This is a genomic window from Acetobacter malorum (genome assembly GCF_002153605.1).
In the GTDB taxonomy this organism is placed as follows: Bacteria; Pseudomonadota; Alphaproteobacteria; order Acetobacterales; family Acetobacteraceae; genus Acetobacter; species Acetobacter malorum_A.
In genome coordinates this window covers 163,444-179,270 of record NZ_JOPG01000018.1, presented here as the reverse complement: position 1 = coordinate 179,270, position 15,827 = coordinate 163,444, and the positions used below count along the sequence as shown (strand labels likewise).

13 protein-coding genes and 1 tRNA gene are annotated in these 15,827 nt (G+C 59.7%); 9 read left to right on the top strand and 5 right to left on the bottom strand.

Annotated features, from left to right (window positions below; all coding sequences use genetic code 11):
- Window positions 1-30: 30 nt before the first annotated feature.
- The 4 genes from ssb to HK23_RS08880 all read left to right on the top strand — a co-directional run bounded on the left by ssb (window position 31) and on the right by HK23_RS08880 (window position 2,768).
- Window positions 31-627: a single-stranded DNA-binding protein gene (gene ssb, locus HK23_RS08895; protein ID WP_063907111.1), complete on the top strand. Its 597-nt coding sequence runs from the start codon at window positions 31-33 to the stop codon at window positions 625-627.
- An 81-nt stretch (window positions 628-708) separates the two neighbouring features.
- Entirely contained in the window at window positions 709-2,025 is a 1,317-nt protein-coding gene (locus HK23_RS08890) for an O-antigen ligase family protein (RefSeq protein ID WP_086653660.1), read from the top strand.
- A 189-nt stretch (window positions 2,026-2,214) separates the two neighbouring features.
- Window positions 2,215-2,628, top strand: a complete 414-nt coding sequence (gene dksA, locus HK23_RS08885; RefSeq protein ID WP_043549927.1) for an RNA polymerase-binding protein DksA — start codon at window positions 2,215-2,217, stop codon at window positions 2,626-2,628.
- A 65-nt stretch (window positions 2,629-2,693) separates the two neighbouring features.
- Window positions 2,694-2,768: transfer RNA gene (locus HK23_RS08880), tRNA-Thr, on the top strand.
- Window positions 2,769-3,114: 346 nt separating this feature from the next.
- On the opposite strand, the gene HK23_RS14555 is transcribed toward HK23_RS08880, so the two are convergent.
- From HK23_RS14555 to tldD, 3 genes are all read right to left on the bottom strand, one after another.
- A complete protein-coding gene (locus HK23_RS14555; RefSeq protein ID WP_179193856.1) occupies window positions 3,115-3,504 on the bottom strand; it encodes a hypothetical protein in 390 nt (129 codons plus the stop codon).
- A 41-nt stretch (window positions 3,505-3,545) separates the two neighbouring features.
- Window positions 3,546-4,805, bottom strand: a complete 1,260-nt coding sequence (tyrS, locus tag HK23_RS08870; protein ID WP_063907108.1) for a tyrosine--tRNA ligase — start codon at window positions 4,803-4,805, stop codon at window positions 3,546-3,548.
- A 178-nt stretch (window positions 4,806-4,983) separates the two neighbouring features.
- A complete protein-coding gene (gene tldD, locus HK23_RS08865; protein ID WP_086653659.1) occupies window positions 4,984-6,441 on the bottom strand; it encodes a metalloprotease TldD in 1,458 nt (485 codons plus the stop codon).
- A gap of 227 nt (window positions 6,442-6,668) precedes the next feature.
- On the opposite strand from tldD, the gene treF reads away from it, so the two are divergent.
- A complete protein-coding gene (treF, locus tag HK23_RS08855) occupies window positions 6,669-9,164 on the top strand; it encodes an alpha,alpha-trehalase TreF (RefSeq protein WP_256940128.1) in 2,496 nt (831 codons plus the stop codon).
- 71 nt (window positions 9,165-9,235) lie between these two features.
- Here the strand turns inward: treF and HK23_RS08850 are convergent, their stop codons facing one another.
- Both HK23_RS08850 and HK23_RS08845 read right to left on the bottom strand, forming a co-directional pair.
- Window positions 9,236-9,931 carry a histidine phosphatase family protein gene (locus tag HK23_RS08850; RefSeq protein ID WP_086653658.1) on the bottom strand — a complete coding sequence of 232 codons (696 nt, stop codon included), beginning with the start codon at window positions 9,929-9,931 and terminating at the stop codon, window positions 9,236-9,238.
- A 15-nt stretch (window positions 9,932-9,946) separates the two neighbouring features.
- Window positions 9,947-12,166, bottom strand: coding sequence for a hypothetical protein (locus HK23_RS08845; protein WP_256940127.1), 2,220 nt, complete (start codon window positions 12,164-12,166; stop codon window positions 9,947-9,949).
- Window positions 12,167-12,319: 153 nt separating this feature from the next.
- Here HK23_RS08845 and rfbB point away from each other — a divergent pair, with 153 nt between their 5' ends.
- The 4 genes from rfbB to rfbD are packed head-to-tail and all read left to right on the top strand — an operon-like array spanning window position 12,320 to window position 15,812.
- On the top strand, window positions 12,320-13,378 hold the full coding sequence (rfbB, locus tag HK23_RS08840; RefSeq protein ID WP_086653657.1) for a dTDP-glucose 4,6-dehydratase: 1,059 nt from the start codon (window positions 12,320-12,322) through the stop codon (window positions 13,376-13,378).
- Window positions 13,375-14,286, top strand: a complete 912-nt coding sequence (rfbA, locus tag HK23_RS08835; RefSeq protein ID WP_063907104.1) for a glucose-1-phosphate thymidylyltransferase RfbA — start codon at window positions 13,375-13,377, stop codon at window positions 14,284-14,286. The genes rfbB and rfbA overlap by 4 nt, the downstream gene beginning before the upstream one ends.
- Window positions 14,287-14,334: 48 nt before the next feature.
- Window positions 14,335-14,892: a dTDP-4-dehydrorhamnose 3,5-epimerase gene (gene rfbC / locus HK23_RS08830; RefSeq protein ID WP_063907103.1), complete on the top strand. Its 558-nt coding sequence runs from the start codon at window positions 14,335-14,337 to the stop codon at window positions 14,890-14,892.
- A gap of 14 nt (window positions 14,893-14,906) precedes the next feature.
- Window positions 14,907-15,812, top strand: a complete 906-nt coding sequence (gene rfbD / locus HK23_RS08825; RefSeq protein WP_086653656.1) for a dTDP-4-dehydrorhamnose reductase — start codon at window positions 14,907-14,909, stop codon at window positions 15,810-15,812.
- Window positions 15,813-15,827 lie beyond the last annotated feature (15 nt).

Genomic DNA, 15,827 nt, shown 5'->3' with positions numbered 1-15,827 from the left:
TCTTTATTGCTTTAGAAAACGGGGTCATTGATGGCTGGCAGCGTCAACAAGGTTATTCTGGTGGGCAATCTGGGCAAAGACCCGGAAGTCCGCACCAGCCAGAACGGCATGAAAATTGTCTCTTTTTCTGTCGCCACCAGTGACACATGGAATGACCGCGCCTCTGGCGAACGCCGGGAACGGACGGAATGGCACCGTGTGGTCATTTTCAATGACCGACTGGCAGACGTGGCAGAACGCTTCCTGCGTAAAGGCCGCAAGGTCTATCTGGAAGGCGCTTTGCAGACCCGCAAATGGACCGACCAGTCCGGGCAGGAACGCTATACGACGGAAGTGATTGTTGAGCGGTTCCGTGGGGAACTGGTTCTGCTCGACAGCCGCAGCGGCGGTGATGGTGAAGACTCCGGCGGCTATGGCGGCGGAAGCAGCAGCTACGGCGGCGGAAATAGCGGAGGTGGTTACGGCGGCGGAAGCGGCGGTGGCTATGGTGGGGGCAATCAGGGCGGCGACTTTGGCGGCTCTTCCGCACCGCGCCAGAATGCTCCGGCCCGAGGTCCGGGCGGCGGCAGTGCTGGCGGCTGGGACGCCCCCGGCAACAGTGATCTGGACGACGAAATCCCGTTCTAATCAGCGACCTATGGGTCTGACAGTCCCTCCCCCGGCCCTTTGCCGGGGTGATGCGGTCTGTCTCAACGGGAATTTTCCGTAATGACACCTGCATCTTCTGTTCCCCGCTCCTCTGACCGCCTTGCTGCGGCGCTGACGCTGTGTGGAACAGGGTGCACCTTTCTTCTCCCCCTCCTCTTTTTTTATAGTCGTGCGCTGAGCGATGTGGCGGCGACGCTTATTGGCTGCCTGTTCCTGCTCTACTCCGGCCTGCAGAAAGACTGGCAGTGGATACGGAAGGACTGGCTACGTCCGGCAGCCCTGTTCTGCGGGCTCTGCCTGATCTCCTCTTTATATGTCGGCCAGAAAGGCGCGTGGGTTCAGGCGTTGTGTCTGCCCCGCCTGATGCTGCTGACCGCCGCCATGGAAAGCTGGATTCTGGTGCCGGCCTCGCGCCGCAGAACACTGGCCGCAATTTTGTTCGTGCTGGCCCTCTGGCTGATTGGCCAGTGCTGGAAGCAGCATCTGACGGGCACCAACCTGCTGGGCTTTCCGCCTGCGGATGATGGCGCCCTCACCGGCCCGTTTGTAAAGCCACGCGCCGGGTTTACGCTGCTCATGCTCTTTTTCCCGGCCCTGATGCCCGTTGTTCTGCGCGCGTTTTATACCAAACGTCTGCGCCCCTGGGCTGGCGGCGTGGCGTTGCTGGTGCTCAGCGTGACCACCATGGTGCTGATTGGCCAGCGCATGAGTAATGTGCTGCTCCTGTTCGGCCTGATGCTGACAGCCCTGATGATCCCCCGCTTTCGCGTGCCGTTTGCCCTCGTGCTGGTCGGTGGGGCGGGGCTGGTTGCCAGCCTGCCCGATATCTCCCCACGGACGTATGCCAAGCTGGTGCTTAAATTCTCCAACCAACTGCATCATTTTACCCAGAGCGATTACGGCAAACTGTACCGCACGGCTGTAACGATGATTGTTGCGCACCCCTGGCTAGGGCTTGGCATGGATGGGTTCAGAAATTTCTGCCACACCCCGTTCCATACCGATGCTGTGGCAGCCATCGGCCTGCCTCCTCTGGACAGTGACACGGCACAGGGCTGCAACATCCATCCGCATAATTATTATCTGCAAATTGCCACCACGGCAGGCTTGCCGGGACTGGCGGCGTTTGCATGGATGCTCTTCTGCTGGTTGCGCACCGGCCTGCGTGCACTCTCCCCGGTCCGGAACCCGCAACAGGCCATGCTATTTGTCATGTGCTGTGTACTGATCTGGCCGGTAGCCTCTACCAGCGCCCTGTTCTCCTTTCCCACTGCCGGGTGGTTTTTCCTGTTTGCCGGCTGGCTTCTGGCCGCATCGGAGCAGAGCGGCGCTTCCCAACAGAGCAGCGCCGCTCCATCAGTTTTTAAGAAAATCTAAATATTTCCTTTTATTAGCGGCCTGCCCACATACTATTTCTTGGGCATATCCAGCGGCCTGCATGCCTATGCTGTCCTTTTTCTTCCGCTAAAATCTCATAATGTTCTTGGCGTTCGGGGTGCACACCGCTATAAGCCGCGTCATTCTTTCAAGGCAGGTGTCCTGTCATTGCAAAGGCTGACAACTGACATGATTACTCTACCGCCAGACTATCGCCCGTCCGACAATGAAGAGTTCATGAACCCTCTTCAGACGGAATATTTCAGACAAAAACTCCTGAAGTGGCGTGCTGAACTCCTGAAAGAGGCCGGGGATACACTTGCCAGCCTTTCTGAAGGCGGCATTCATGAAGCCGACATTACAGACCGTGCCAGTGTGGAGACGGACCGTGCGCTGGAGCTGCGCACCCGTGACCGTGCCCGTAAGCTGATCGGCAAGATCAACCTTGCCCTCCAGCGCATTGAGAACGGCTCCTACGGCTATTGCGAGGAAACGGGTGAACCCATCACCCTGCGTCGTCTGGAAGCCCGCCCGATTGCGACCCTGTCCATTGAGGCGCAGGAACAGCATGAACGCATGGAAAAAACCCATCGTGACGATTAATTCCGCTTTTTAAGCGGAAACAGACTTGCGGCGTTCGGCGTGAACAGCTAGAACGCCGCCAGCGGGCTGCTGTAGCTCAGTGGTAGAGCACTCCCTTGGTAAGGGAGAGGTCGACAGTTCAATCCTGTCCAGCAGCACCAGCCTTCTTCTTTTTTAAAATTGCAAGACAGCCCGCCCTTCAGCCCCGTTAGTGGCTGCGGGATTGATCTGGCATGTGGCCTTCTGCCTCCCCGTGGGTAAACCTGTGGATAACGGGTGCAACCTCGGTGCACGACTCAGAAAACCAGTGAAAAGCGACTCCAGAGGCTGTGGATAATTAACTGGATTTCTCACTTATCCGCAGAGAAAACCGGAGTTCACTGCGCCTCAATGAGGTTCGATAAGCCTCAGGCACCCTACGCATACATCCGTTGTGAGCAGGTGATAAAAAAGGGAGCTGAATAAACAGCTCCCTCTTCCACCCGTCTGATCAGAGTGAATCCGGTCTCAGTGGCCCGGACCACCGGGTTTTCCACCGCCGCCGGGGCCACCATGACCGCCCCCACCGGGACCACCACCGCCTCCGGGGCCGTGCCCCCCACCGCCGGGACGCCCGCCACCACCCGGACCGGGCGGGCGAGGCATACCGCCGCCGCCCGGTCGGCCACCGGGACGCGGCGCCATACCGGGGCGGCTGCCACCGGGGAACGGGCGTGCGCGCCGGTCGGCATAGCCCCAGCGCGGGCCGTTTCCATAACCGTAATACTCGTCATAACCGCCGGCGGGGCTATAGCCGTAATAGTCATACCCTCCGCCATATATCGGGCCCGCGCAGCCAGAGAGCGTGCCGACCAGCATCAGCCCCAGACAGCCTATAATCAGAGGGGTACGTTTCATGCGGCTCACTCCTGTCGCCGTGGTTCCATTGGGAGCACTAACTACGCAACTTTGACCAGAACATGGTGCTTTTTGCCAGAAGACAACCGAATGGCGCCGTCCACCATGTCTTTTTCTGCAATCACGCCGTTTTCATCCTGCACCACGGCATTATTCACACGCGCCCCGCCGCCACGCACCAGTCGACGGGCTTCACCATTGGTTTTGGCCAGTCCGGCCTCCACAAACAGACGGAACACCGGCACACCTTCCGCCAGCATGGTCTGCGGCACGATATGCACGGGCAGGTCTGCGGCTGCCACTTTGCCTTCTTCAAACGTCTGGCGTGCTGCTTCCGCAGCGGCCTGGGCCGCCTCGCGCCCGTGGCACAGAGCAGTCGCTTCGGTCGCCAGAATTTTCTTGGCTTCGTTAATCTCTGCGCCTTGCAGGGCTTCCAGACGCGCACATTCATCCAGCGGCAGATCGGTAAACAGACGCAGGAAACGCCCCACGTCAGCATCTTCCGTATTCCGCCAGAACTGCCAGTAATCAAACACCGGCAGGCGCTTTTCAGACAGCCAGACAGCGCCGTTAGCCGTCTTGCCCATTTTGACGCCGGAAGAGGTCGTCAGCAGCGGAGTGGTCAGACCCATTACGCTTTTCTGGTCCGTGCGGCGCACCAGATCCACACCGGAGACAATATTGCCCCACTGGTCAGAGCCGCCCAGCTGAAGCGTCACACCGTGGCGGCGATTCAGCTCCCGGAAGTCATAGGACTGAAGGATGGAGTAGTTGAATTCCAGAAAGGTCAGGCCCTGCTCACGGTCCAGACGGTTCTTGACGGAATCGAAGGACAGCATGCGGTTGATGGAGAAATGCACCCCGACATCGCGCAGCAGGTCGATATAGGCCAGCTTGTCCAGCCAGTCGGCATTGTTGACCAGAATGGCTTCTGACGCGCCGCCGCCAAAGGTGAGGAACTGGCGCAGACAGCCTTCGATCCCTGCCAGATTGGTGCCGATGGTCTCTTCCGTCATCAGCCTGCGGGCTTCTTCACGGAAGGACGGATCGCCAATTCGGGCCGTGCCGCCGCCTACCAGAGCCACAGGACGATGCCCGTGCTTTTGCAGCAAACGCAGCATCATGATCTGGATCAGGCTGCCCACATGCAGGCTGTCCGCCGTCGGGTCAAAGCCGATATAGGCCGCAACAGAGCCCTTCGCCATTGCCTCATCCAGCGCAGCGGGGTCCGTGCACTGAAAAATGAAGCCACGCGCAGCGGCCTCCTGCATGAAGGAACTCTGAAACCCGTTTTCGACCATTCTCTTTAATTCCTGTTTACGCCTCAGCCTGCCGTCGGGGCAGGGTCATCCGGCCCACGCTCTAGCATGAGCGCCAGTCCGGCAGAACCTCTTCCCGCTTCAGATCTCCGGCCACCGCCTCTCCTGCCGACAGCCGGAGTGAACTTTCTGTATGCTTATTCTCTCAGTGCGGCGGCCGTCAGGCCGTGCCGCCAACCGTCAGGCCCGTCATTTTCAGGGTCGGCTGCCCGACCCCAACCGGCACGCCCTGCCCGGCTTTGCCGCAGGTGCCAATACCGGGGTCCAGTTCCATGTCTTTGCCGATCATGGAAACATGCGTCATGGCGTCAGCGCCATTCCCGATCAGCGTCGCCCCTTTAACGGGGGCCGTGATCTTGCCGTCTTCCACCAGATAAGCCTCGGAGGCCGAGAACACGAATTTGCCGGATGTAATATCCACCTGACCACCGCCAAAATGCACGGCATACAGGCCGCGCTTCATGGAGCTGATCATGTCTTCCGTGGAAGCCTGACCGGGCAGCATCAGCGTATTGGTCATGCGCGGCAGGGGCATATGCGCGTAGGACTGGCGGCGGCCATTGCCCGTCGGGGCCACCCCCATCAGACGGGCGTTCAGACGGTCCTGCAGATAGCCTTTGAGGATCCCATCCTCAATCAGCGTCGTCCGGCCTGTCGGGGTACCTTCATCATCAATAGTCAGGCTTCCGCGACGGTCGGGCAGAGAGCCGTCATCAATGACCGTGACACCGGGAGCCGCAACGCGCGTCCCCATACGCCCGGCAAACACGGATGTGCCCTTGCGGTTGAAGTCACCCTCCAGCCCGTGCCCGACGGCTTCATGCAGCAAAATACCGGGCCAGCCTGCGCCGAGCACAACTTCCATCTCACCTGCCGGAGCCGGCCGGGCCTCAAGGGCGATCAGCGCCTGCCGCAGTGCTTCATGCACAGCGCCCTGCCATGTTTCGGCTTCCAGCAGGCGGTTAATTTCATACCGGCCACCCAGACCGTGGCTGCCGCTTTCACGCTTGCCGTCCTGCTCCACCACCACAGAGACGTTCAGCCGCACCAGTGGGCGCAGATCCGCCACCCGTGCGCCATCGGCCCGGATAATCTGCACAGCCTGCCATTCGCCAGAGAGAGAGGCCATAACCTGCACCACGCGACTATCTTTGCCGCGAGCATAGGCATCAATCTGGGTCAGAAGGCCGGAACGGGCCGCAAAATCCGTCTCGCCCAGCGGATTGGCATCCGTGTAAAGGCGACGATTGGTGGAGCGAGGCGCGTCCGACATAGTGCCGGAACGACCGCCCCGCACAGCGCTAACCGCCTCTCCGGCGCGCGCCAGAGCGGAACGACTCAGGTCATCAGAATGGGCAAAGCCTGTTTCTTCCCCCAGTACCGCCCGCAGGCCAAAACCGCTGCTGGTATCAAAAGACGCTGAGCGGATAACGCCATCATCCAGCGCTATGCCCTCGCTTTCCCGATATTCCAGAAACAGTTCTCCATCATCCATCCCCTCCAGCGCCTTGCGGGTCATGGCTTCCGCATCGGCACGGTCCAGCAAGGCTCCGGGTCTGTCAAAAAACATCTGGTCTGTAACCGCCAGAGCGCCAGGGCTTGAAGGAATGGATGACATGGACGAAACTCCTGACAGGACTAAGGCTCCGGGTAGCGGGTTCTCCCGGCAGAGCGGCGCAAGCATAAACAGTTAAGTGCTGCCGCAAAACCCGCAAGGGGTTTCATCGTTTCTGTTTGATGACCAGATACGAGTCCTGACGCTTTTTCAGGACCCTTGCCAGACTGACCGCTGCGGCCCTCCTCTCGGTGCCCCGGCGTTCCGCCGCAGCCAGAGGAAAGACACTTATGAGTGCACATCAGGACAGGACACGTTCCGGCCTTCCCACGCCCATACTGCCCGCTTCTGGCAAGCACGTCTCCTCCTGTTCCATGCTGCACCTTGCTCTGATCTGTTTTCTGGCAGCCAATCCCGCTGCGGCACTGGCGCAAACAGCCGCCCCGGCACAGCATCTCCCAAGCGTGTCCGTTCCTGTGATGACGCACGGCACGACGCCCCAACCTGACACACCCCAGGCACCGCACGCTGATACCCTCACCACGCCAGATGCACAGCGACCTGTAACCAGCCCGGCACACCAGCACACCAGCACACCACCGAGCGCTGCTCCTGCTCCTGCTCCTGCTCCTGCTCCTGCTCCTGCTCCTGCTCCTGCTCCTGCTCCTGCTCCTGAAAAGGTGCTGGAACCCTGGCCTTCAGCAAGCACGGAACCGGCTCAGTCAACGCTGGATGAGGAAAATTCCGCGCCACCTGTGCAGGTCAAACTGTTCGATGTGCAGCCTGCAACCCATGCGGGCGAACATGCCGCGCCAGATTTTGTACCGCAGGACCTTCGCCCGCCCTCTATTGCTCTGGGGGAGCTGTTTTCCGCCATTCATGCGGCACGTATCTTTACCGATGCCAAGGCCGTGGCAGATGCCATCCCGGATCAGGCTCCAACGGATCTGGTCGCGGAATGGCGCCAGGAAAAAGACCTGCCTGATTTCAATCTTAAGCGTTTCGTCTCCGAGCACTTCACCATCCCGGTACTGCGCTCAGCGGCCTATAACCGCAAGCCGGGCGAGAATGTGCGTGATTACATTTCCGGCATGTGGGATGTGCTGACGCGTGAAGCCGATATGGCGGTGCCCTGGTCTTCCCTGTTACCGTTGCCTGAGACTTATATTGTGCCCGGAGGCCGGTTCTCAGAGTTTTATTACTGGGACAGCTACTTCACCATGATCGGTCTGTATGAAGACGGGCGCATTGACCTGCTACGCAACGTGGTGCGCAACATTGCCTCGCTGATGGACCGGTACGGCCATATGCCCAACGGCAACCGCACCTATTACCTCAGCCGCTCACAACCCCCGTTTTTCTCCGTGATGCTGGACCTGCTCGCCAGCCATGACGGTCAGGTGGTCTACACGTCCTTCCTGCCGGAATTGCAGCGTGAGTATGACTACTGGACGCATGGAGCCGACGCCCTCAAACCGGATGCGGCCTGGCAGCATGTCGTCCGCCTGCCTGATGGCACCCTGATGTTCCGCCCGTGGGATGACATGGATTCCCCGCGCGATGAGAGTTTTCCGCAGGATCTGGCAACAGCAAAACGCTCCCATCGCCCTTCCCCCGAACTCTGGCGTGACCTCCGGGCCGGGGCAGAAACCGGGTGGGATTACTCCTCCCGCTGGCTGGCGGATGACAAGACGCTGGACACCATCAACACAACCTCCCTGATTACCGTCGAATATAACTGTCTGATGGTGCATCTGGAGCAAACGCTCTCCCACGCCTACGCCCTGAACGGGGAGAAAGAGAAAGCTGCATTTTATGCGCAGCAGGCCACGCAGTTGAAAAACGCCATCAACCACTATCTGTGGAGTGAAAAAGAGGGCGCATATTTCGATTATAACTGGCGGACCGGGCAGCTTAGAGACGTGCTCTCCACCGCGACCGTTGTGCCACTCTTCCTGCACGTTGCCCCGCAGGATAAAGCCGATACAGTCGCCCGCACCGTCAAGGCGCGCCTTCTGCATGTGGGTGGCCTGACCGTAACCGACCGTGAGACCGGGCAGCAGTGGGATTATCCCAACGGCTGGGCACCGGAAGAATGGATGGCCATCAAAGGGCTGGAACAGTACGGGCATGATGATCTGGCGGCCGACATTGGGCGGCGATGGATGGCCCGCGTCATTGGCACTTATGAAAAAAGCGGCGTTCTGCTGGAAAAATATGATGTCGTCTCGCCCGAGATCAGCGCCACAGGCGGCAAGGGCGGCGGCGAATACCCCATGCAGATCGGCTTTGGCTGGACCAACGGTACCCTGCTGGGGCTGATGAACCGCTACCCGCAGAACACCCGCAAAGTGCTGGATAATAACCCGCTGGCTGACCAGCCCTCTCAGCTGCCTCTGCCGCCCGTCGATGCATGGGATGCCAAAGGGCCGGAAATCCCGGTTACGGAACGCTCACCGCTGAAAGGTGTACCGGTGTCCACCCTGAAAGCCGAGCATCCGGCACAGGAAAATGACTCACCATCCGGCACGCCTGCGCCTGCATCACCGCAAACCCAGCCTGCTGCGCCACCCTCTGGGCAGTCGTCATCCGGGCAGGTTCCTGGAAAACCGGATGATCACGCAGAGCCGCCCACACCGGGCCAGACGCAGGACAACAAACCGGCAGGGAAGGAGGAACCGGCTCCGGTTGTTCCGCAACTCAGTCCAACCCAAAGCCCGCAACCGACCAGTCCGCCAGCACCAGCACCAGCACCAGACTCAAAAACGCCTGCGCCGGGGCCGTAAAGCACGTCTTGTTGAAAACATCACCTGAAGGCCAGAGATGACCTTCTGGTGGGACGAAACTGCCTAAATCCTCAGATACCGGGCAGTTCGTTCACGGTGACAACACGCCAGCCCTCATTCAGCCTTTCCAGAATAGTCAGGGAAAGGTTCTGAATGGAGAAGTGCAGCGCGGTCTCGGGGTGAATCCGCAGCGCATGAGCCAGAGCTGCGCGAATAGCCCCGCCGTGGCTGACAGCGACGATATCCTGCCCTTCATAGGCTTCGGCCAGCCGGTCCAGCGTCACACCCACGCGCCCGCAGACATCCAGCATACTCTCACCACCCGGCGGGCATTCTGTGGCCGAAATCGACCAGAAGGGATGCGGGGCCAGACGCAGATGCTGCGGCAGTTCCTGATGCGGCATGTTGTGCCACTCGCCGAGATTCTGCTCGATCAGAGCGGGTTCCACATCCATCGGCACCGGGTCATAACCGGCCTCCTGAATCGCCTCAGCCGTGCGCCGTGTGCGGGAAAGGGGGCTGACAAGCCAGTGCGCCTCACGCGGCAGGCGTGCGGCCAGAGCCTCATACATCGGGCGTTGTGCAATCAGGCTATCCGGACAGAGCGGAACATCGAGCGCCCCGTAAAGCCGAAGGCGCGCGTTTTGCTCCACCAGCGCATGGCGGATCAGCCAGAACCGCGTAATGCCGGGTGCAAGCTGCGGCGTATCGAGAAAATTACCCTGATTGGTCTGCTGGGTGGCGGGGCGAGTGAGGCTGACAGTCATGGGACTGTTGTGCTGTCAGGAACCGCCCAAGGCAAGAGCAGAAATGGAACGCCGCATTGCGTCTGCTTTCTGCTTGTCAGTCACGCTCTCTTTCACGGAGCGTTCTGACCAGTGAGACTCGTCCGTTGAGCCTTCCGGCTCCCAGTGCGGAGCATAGGACGGCAGCGGGTCCGCCTGCGCAATGGCGTCCCAATGCGTCAGAATCAGACTGATTTTTTCCAGAACCCGGAGCGCATCCTGAATTTCCCGCGTCATACGCGCGGTCGCATCCAGACCTTCATGAGAAGGCTCCCCGGACACAAGGCGTGCCCCGGCTGAGAGTCTCAACGCCCCGACCAGCCCGCCAGCGGCCTGCGCGTGCGGAATGGGGACAGGCTGACCGATATGGCACAGCAGCGCGGCAAGCGCCTTCTGCTTTTCCGGGACATAAGACGAAAGATCCGCGTTCAGCCACTGATAGAGCTTCCGACATCGCGACAGATCTAACGGTATCGCCCCTTTTACCCCCTCAGGCGCACGCACCAGAAAGGACAGAATTGTCTGCTGACGGTCCCAGTCATGAGGCAGCGCCTCCCGCCGCGGTGCTGGCTGTGGCAGAAACTCCAGGTCAGCGTTTGCTTCAATTCCTTGCGTGACGGCCCCAAGAAAACCTTGCAATCGTTCCGCCACCACTGATGAGGGAATCGCCCCGAGAGCTGCCATTTCAGCCTGTGCCGCTCGCCAGCGCAGCAGCAATCCATGATTAAAGCCAGACGCCAGACCACGGCAGGCCGGGCTGGCGGGCCACTCACACCGGTTAGCGTAAGCCGAGAGACCTTCAGGCAAGAGCCCCTGATCGAGCCGGGCTTTCCAGCAATCCGGCAGCAGAAGGGCCCCGCAGAATGGCGGTCCGGTAAAAAATTTGGACCCCGTCACCATCACGGCCCAACCGCGGGCCAGATAGGCCTGAACACGCTCAGGCATCAACCGGGCCTGACAGGCATCCACCACCACATCCAACTGGCCCGGATACTGGTCACACAGCGCTTCCAGAGCTTTCAGATCAGGCGCCAGCAGACCGGTTTTGGACAGATCCAGCACATGCAGCAGCACACGCCGCCCCTGAGCCAGTTGGTCTGTAATATCTTTCTGGCATGCAGCCGTCACTTCGGCCTCGGGTCGCAACTGACCTTCGGCATCCCGTAAAGGCAGATCCACACAGATCGTATCATCCGGGAATCCGGCCACCAGATCCCCTTTGCAGACGGATGCGCCGAGCGCTGTTTCCTGCGCAAAATGCCGCCCGTGGGACGCCAGCGGCACCCCGCTGCCCGTCTCTTCCGGCGCGGTCAGAACGGTTGTAACCGGCTGCCCGGGCAAAGTGGACAGCGCCAGCACAGCCAGCGCCGCATCCGTCCCGGAAGAAGCCAGCACGACGTGGTCCTGCCCCGGCAAGCCGAACCAGCCTGCCAGAAAATGCCGGACACCCAGAGCCAGGGCATGCAACGCCTCCGCCGCAGCACCTTCAAGAACAGCGCGGGCCAGCTTCACCCGCGCCAGTTCTCCCCCTGTAAAGCCTCGCTCCGAGAGGGACGACGCGGTGGAGGAGGCAAAGGTCACAGCCCATGGGCGCGGACGGTGCGAACAGCCGTAATGATTGAGGCCGGTCCGCACATCAATATTGAGGCGGGCATCGCCCCCTTCCGCCATCAGGGCTTCAACCGGGCCAATCAGCGGCCAGGCCAGCACAAGCCATGCGTGAAGCTTATCCCAAAGCACAGCACTATAGTTTGCTTCCTTACCCGGAAGACTGACAAGGGGACGCAGGGCCGCAAAAAGCTGAGGCAGATCTTCTCTGCCGGGAAGCCGGGGGCTGGCAAACGCCCGGACCCATGCCTCCGGGGCAGGCAGATCAGCCGGCGCATCCAGCATCCAGAACCGGGCTGCTGTTCTGGCAGCAGAGAAGGAAATCTTAAGCGCCTGAAGCCGATCCGGCTCCTGCGCATCGGACAAAACGGCCAGTTCCAGCGCATGGCGCAAATGGAACGCCACCACCCGACGCTCCCCAAGGCAGGGTGCTCCCAGCACAATCTGCCCCGCAGGACGAACATGAAAAGGATGGGCCACTGCCGGGTCCAGCATGATCCGGCATTGTGTTGCCAGCAGGCGCAGCTCCGGGCGATCCAGCACATGCAGCAAGGTTTCCGTCAGGTTTCTGGCAAACATTTTTCCGCTTTCAACTCCCTGACGAACCATGCTCTCTGGCTGCCTATATGCTTGTTTTTCATACAGCCAAGCGTAAGAAAATCGCAAATCTGCCAAGATTGCTGGCGAAGACTGTACTTCTGAGCTATGCCCAAAGACTAGTGATTTTAATCGTTTGTTTCGGTCCACAAAAACGGAATACCAATGCGTATCTTATTGACAGGCGGGTGCGGGTTTATCGGATCTGCAGTGATCCGCCATATTATTCGGGACACAAATCATTCTGTCCTGAATGTTGATTGCATGACGTATGCGGCGTCTGAAGAAACCGTGGAAGATGCTGCTGCCAGCGGGCGCTATGAATTTGCTCGTGCCAATATCGTCAATGGCAGCGAACTCAGCCGTCTGTTTGAAACATTCCGCCCGCAGGCCGTCATGCATCTGGCTGCAGAAAGCCATGTGGACCGCTCCATTGATGGCCCGGGTGTGTTCATCCAGACCAACGTGGTCGGCACCTATTCCCTGCTGGAAGCCGCTCGTAAATACTGGCTGACGCTGGACAAGGCCGAACGCGCTGCCTTCCGCTTCCATCATATTTCTACGGATGAAGTCTTCGGAGCGCTGGAGCCAAACGACCCGCCCTTTACCGAAACAACACCCTATGACCCGCGCAGCCCGTATTCTGCCAGCAAGGCTTCGTCCGACCATCTGGTCCGCGCCTGGTATCATACTTATGGTCTGCCCACGTTTGTCACCAACACGACCAACAATTACGGCATCTGGCATTTCCCGGAAAAGCTGATCCCACTCATCACCATCAACGCCATCGAAGGCAAGGATCTGCCCGTATATGGCGATGGCAAGAACGTGCGTGACTGGCTGTTTGTGGAAGACCACGCCGAAGCTCTGGTCAAGGCTGTTGAAACCGGTGTGCCGGGGGAGACTTACGCGATCGGTGCCCGCCAGCCGCGCACCAACCTGCAGGTGGTGGAAACCATCTGTAATGTGCTGGACGAACTGGTGCCCGACCCGGCAGGCCCGCGCAGCCGCCTGATCCGTTTTGTGACAGACCGCCCCGGCCACGATTTCCGCTATGAAATTGACCCGTCCCACGCTGAAAAGGCGCTGGACTGGAAAGCCAAACATACATTTGAGACCGGCATTCGCCGCACTGTTCAGTGGTATCTGGACAACCGCGACTGGTGGGAAGGCATCCGCGCCCGCCGTTACACAGGCAACCGACTGGGAAGCACCGTAGAATGACACAGAAGCCTGCAATTCAGACAAAAATGAAGGGTATTCTGCTGGCCGGTGGCTCCGGCACGCGCCTGTACCCCATGACGCTGGCCGCCAGCAAACAGCTGCTGCCGGTCTATGATAAACCGATGGTCTATTATCCCCTCTCCACGCTGATGCTGGCGGGCATTCGGGATATCATGATCATCTCCACCCCAGCCGATCTCCCGCAGTTCAAACGTCTGCTGGGCGATGGCTCTCAGTTTGGCGTCACGTTCGAATATCGCGCCCAGCCTTCCCCGGATGGCATTCCGCAGGCCTTCCTGATTGCAGAAGACTGGCTAGACAACTCCCCCTGTGCGCTCGCACTGGGTGACAACCTGATTTTTGCCGATCATCTGAGTGCCGCCCTGCAGTCCGCTGCCGTGCGCCCCACAGGCGCTACCGTGTTTGCGTATCAGGTGCGTGACCCGGAACGCTATGGCGTGGTGTCCTTTGATGAAACCGGCCGTGCCCTGAGCATTGTCGAAAAACCGAAAGAACCTGTTTCCAACTGGGCGGTGACCGGTCTGTATTTCTATGACAACCGCGTCCTAGACTTTGCCAAGCGCGTCAAGCCCTCCGCACGCGGCGAGCTGGAAATTACAGATCTCAACCGCTTCTATCTGGAAGAAGGCAGCCTGCATGTGGACCGTCTGGGCCGTGGCTGTGCCTGGCTGGATGCCGGTATTCCCGACAGCCTGATGGAAGCTGGTCAGTTTGTGCACACCATTCAGGCGCGTCAGGGCATGCTGGTTGGCTCTCCCGCGGAAGTCGCCTTCCGGCTCGGCTTTATTGATGCGGACCAGCTCCGCGCACATGCCTCCCGCATGGGAAAAACAGAACTGGGACGGCTCCTGATGCAGGTTGCCAATACGGTTCAGCCCGCAGGCTGAACCTCCCTTTTCTCTTTCTTACCATTTGCAGACAGGAGCTTTCCTTTCATGAAAGTCGAACGCCTTGCCATTGAGGACGTGATTCTGGTCACGCCGCCGCGTTTTCAGGACAATCGTGGGTTTTTCTCTGAAACCTACAATATCGACCGGATGCGGGACGCAGGCATTACCGAACCCTTCGTGCAGGATAACCAGAGCCTTTCCCGCCAGAAAGGCGTGATCCGCGGCCTGCACTGCCAGCTGGCACCCTACGCTCAGGGCAAGCTGGTGCGCTGCACCAAAGGTGCGATCTGGGATGTGGCTGTAGATGCCCGGACCGGCTCCCCGACTTACGGCAAATGGGTTGCGGCCGAACTGTCTGAAGAAAACTGGTCACAGCTTTGGATTCCGCCGGGTTTCCTGCATGGCTTCTGCACTCTGACCGAAGATGCGGAAGTGCAGTACAAATGCACGGGCCTGTATAACAAGGCCTCTGAACGCGCGGTGATCTGGAACAGCAAAGAGCTGGCCATTGACTGGCCCATCAAGGCAGAAGAGGCCGTTCTTTCTGAAAAAGATCTGGAAGCCCCGGAATTTTCTGCCGCCAAAGGCTGGTTTCATCTGTAATCAGGAGCAGACCTATGACTAGTCTTGCACAGAACGGTGGTCCCATTCTGGTTACGGGTGGCAAAGGCCAGCTGGCGACCTCTCTGGTCAATCTCGGCGGCCCGCGCATCCGCTGCGTGGGCCGTCCGGACTTCGACTTCGACAAGCCGGAAACCCTTGCCGCCACCCTGGACGCCATCAAGCCGGTTGCCGTGGTAAATGCTGCGGCATGGACCGCTGTCGACCTTGCAGAAAGTGAGCCCGAAGGTGCCGCCCGCGCCAATGCCACGGGCCCGGAAGAGCTGGCCCGCCTGTGTGCCCTGCGCGGCATTCCGCTGATCCAGGTTTCCACGGACTATGTGTTCTCCGGGGACAAGGGTGCACCGTATGTGGAGACAGACCCGGTTTCTCCCGAGACTGTCTATGGCCGCACCAAGGCTGAGGGCGAGAGCAAGACGCTGACAGCTAACCCCAAAACCATCGTGCTGCGCACATCATGGGTTTATTCCGCACACGGGAAAAACTTTGTGCGCACCATGCTTAATGCCGGCGCTAAAAACCCGGCTCTGAAAGTGGTTGGAGACCAGAAAGGTAACCCGACCAGCTCGGATGATCTGGCGGAGGCAATCCTCTCCATTCTTGCGGTTCTGGAAAAAGACGGCTGGAAAGATGAGTTCGCTGGCATTTACCACGCCTGCGGCACGGGAGAGACAACCTGGCACGGTCTGGCGGTCGCTGCGTTACAGGATGCAGCAACCCACGGCCAGAAAATGCCAGAAGTCACGGCCATTCGCACGGAAGACTGGCCGACACCGGCAAAGCGCCCGGCTGATTCTCGCATGGATAACACCAAACTGACGCGCGTTTTCGGCGTTACAATGCCTGCATGGCAGGACAGTGTGCGGAAAACGGTTGATCAGATTTTTGCACAGACTGCGTAAAAGACCCTGCAAAGC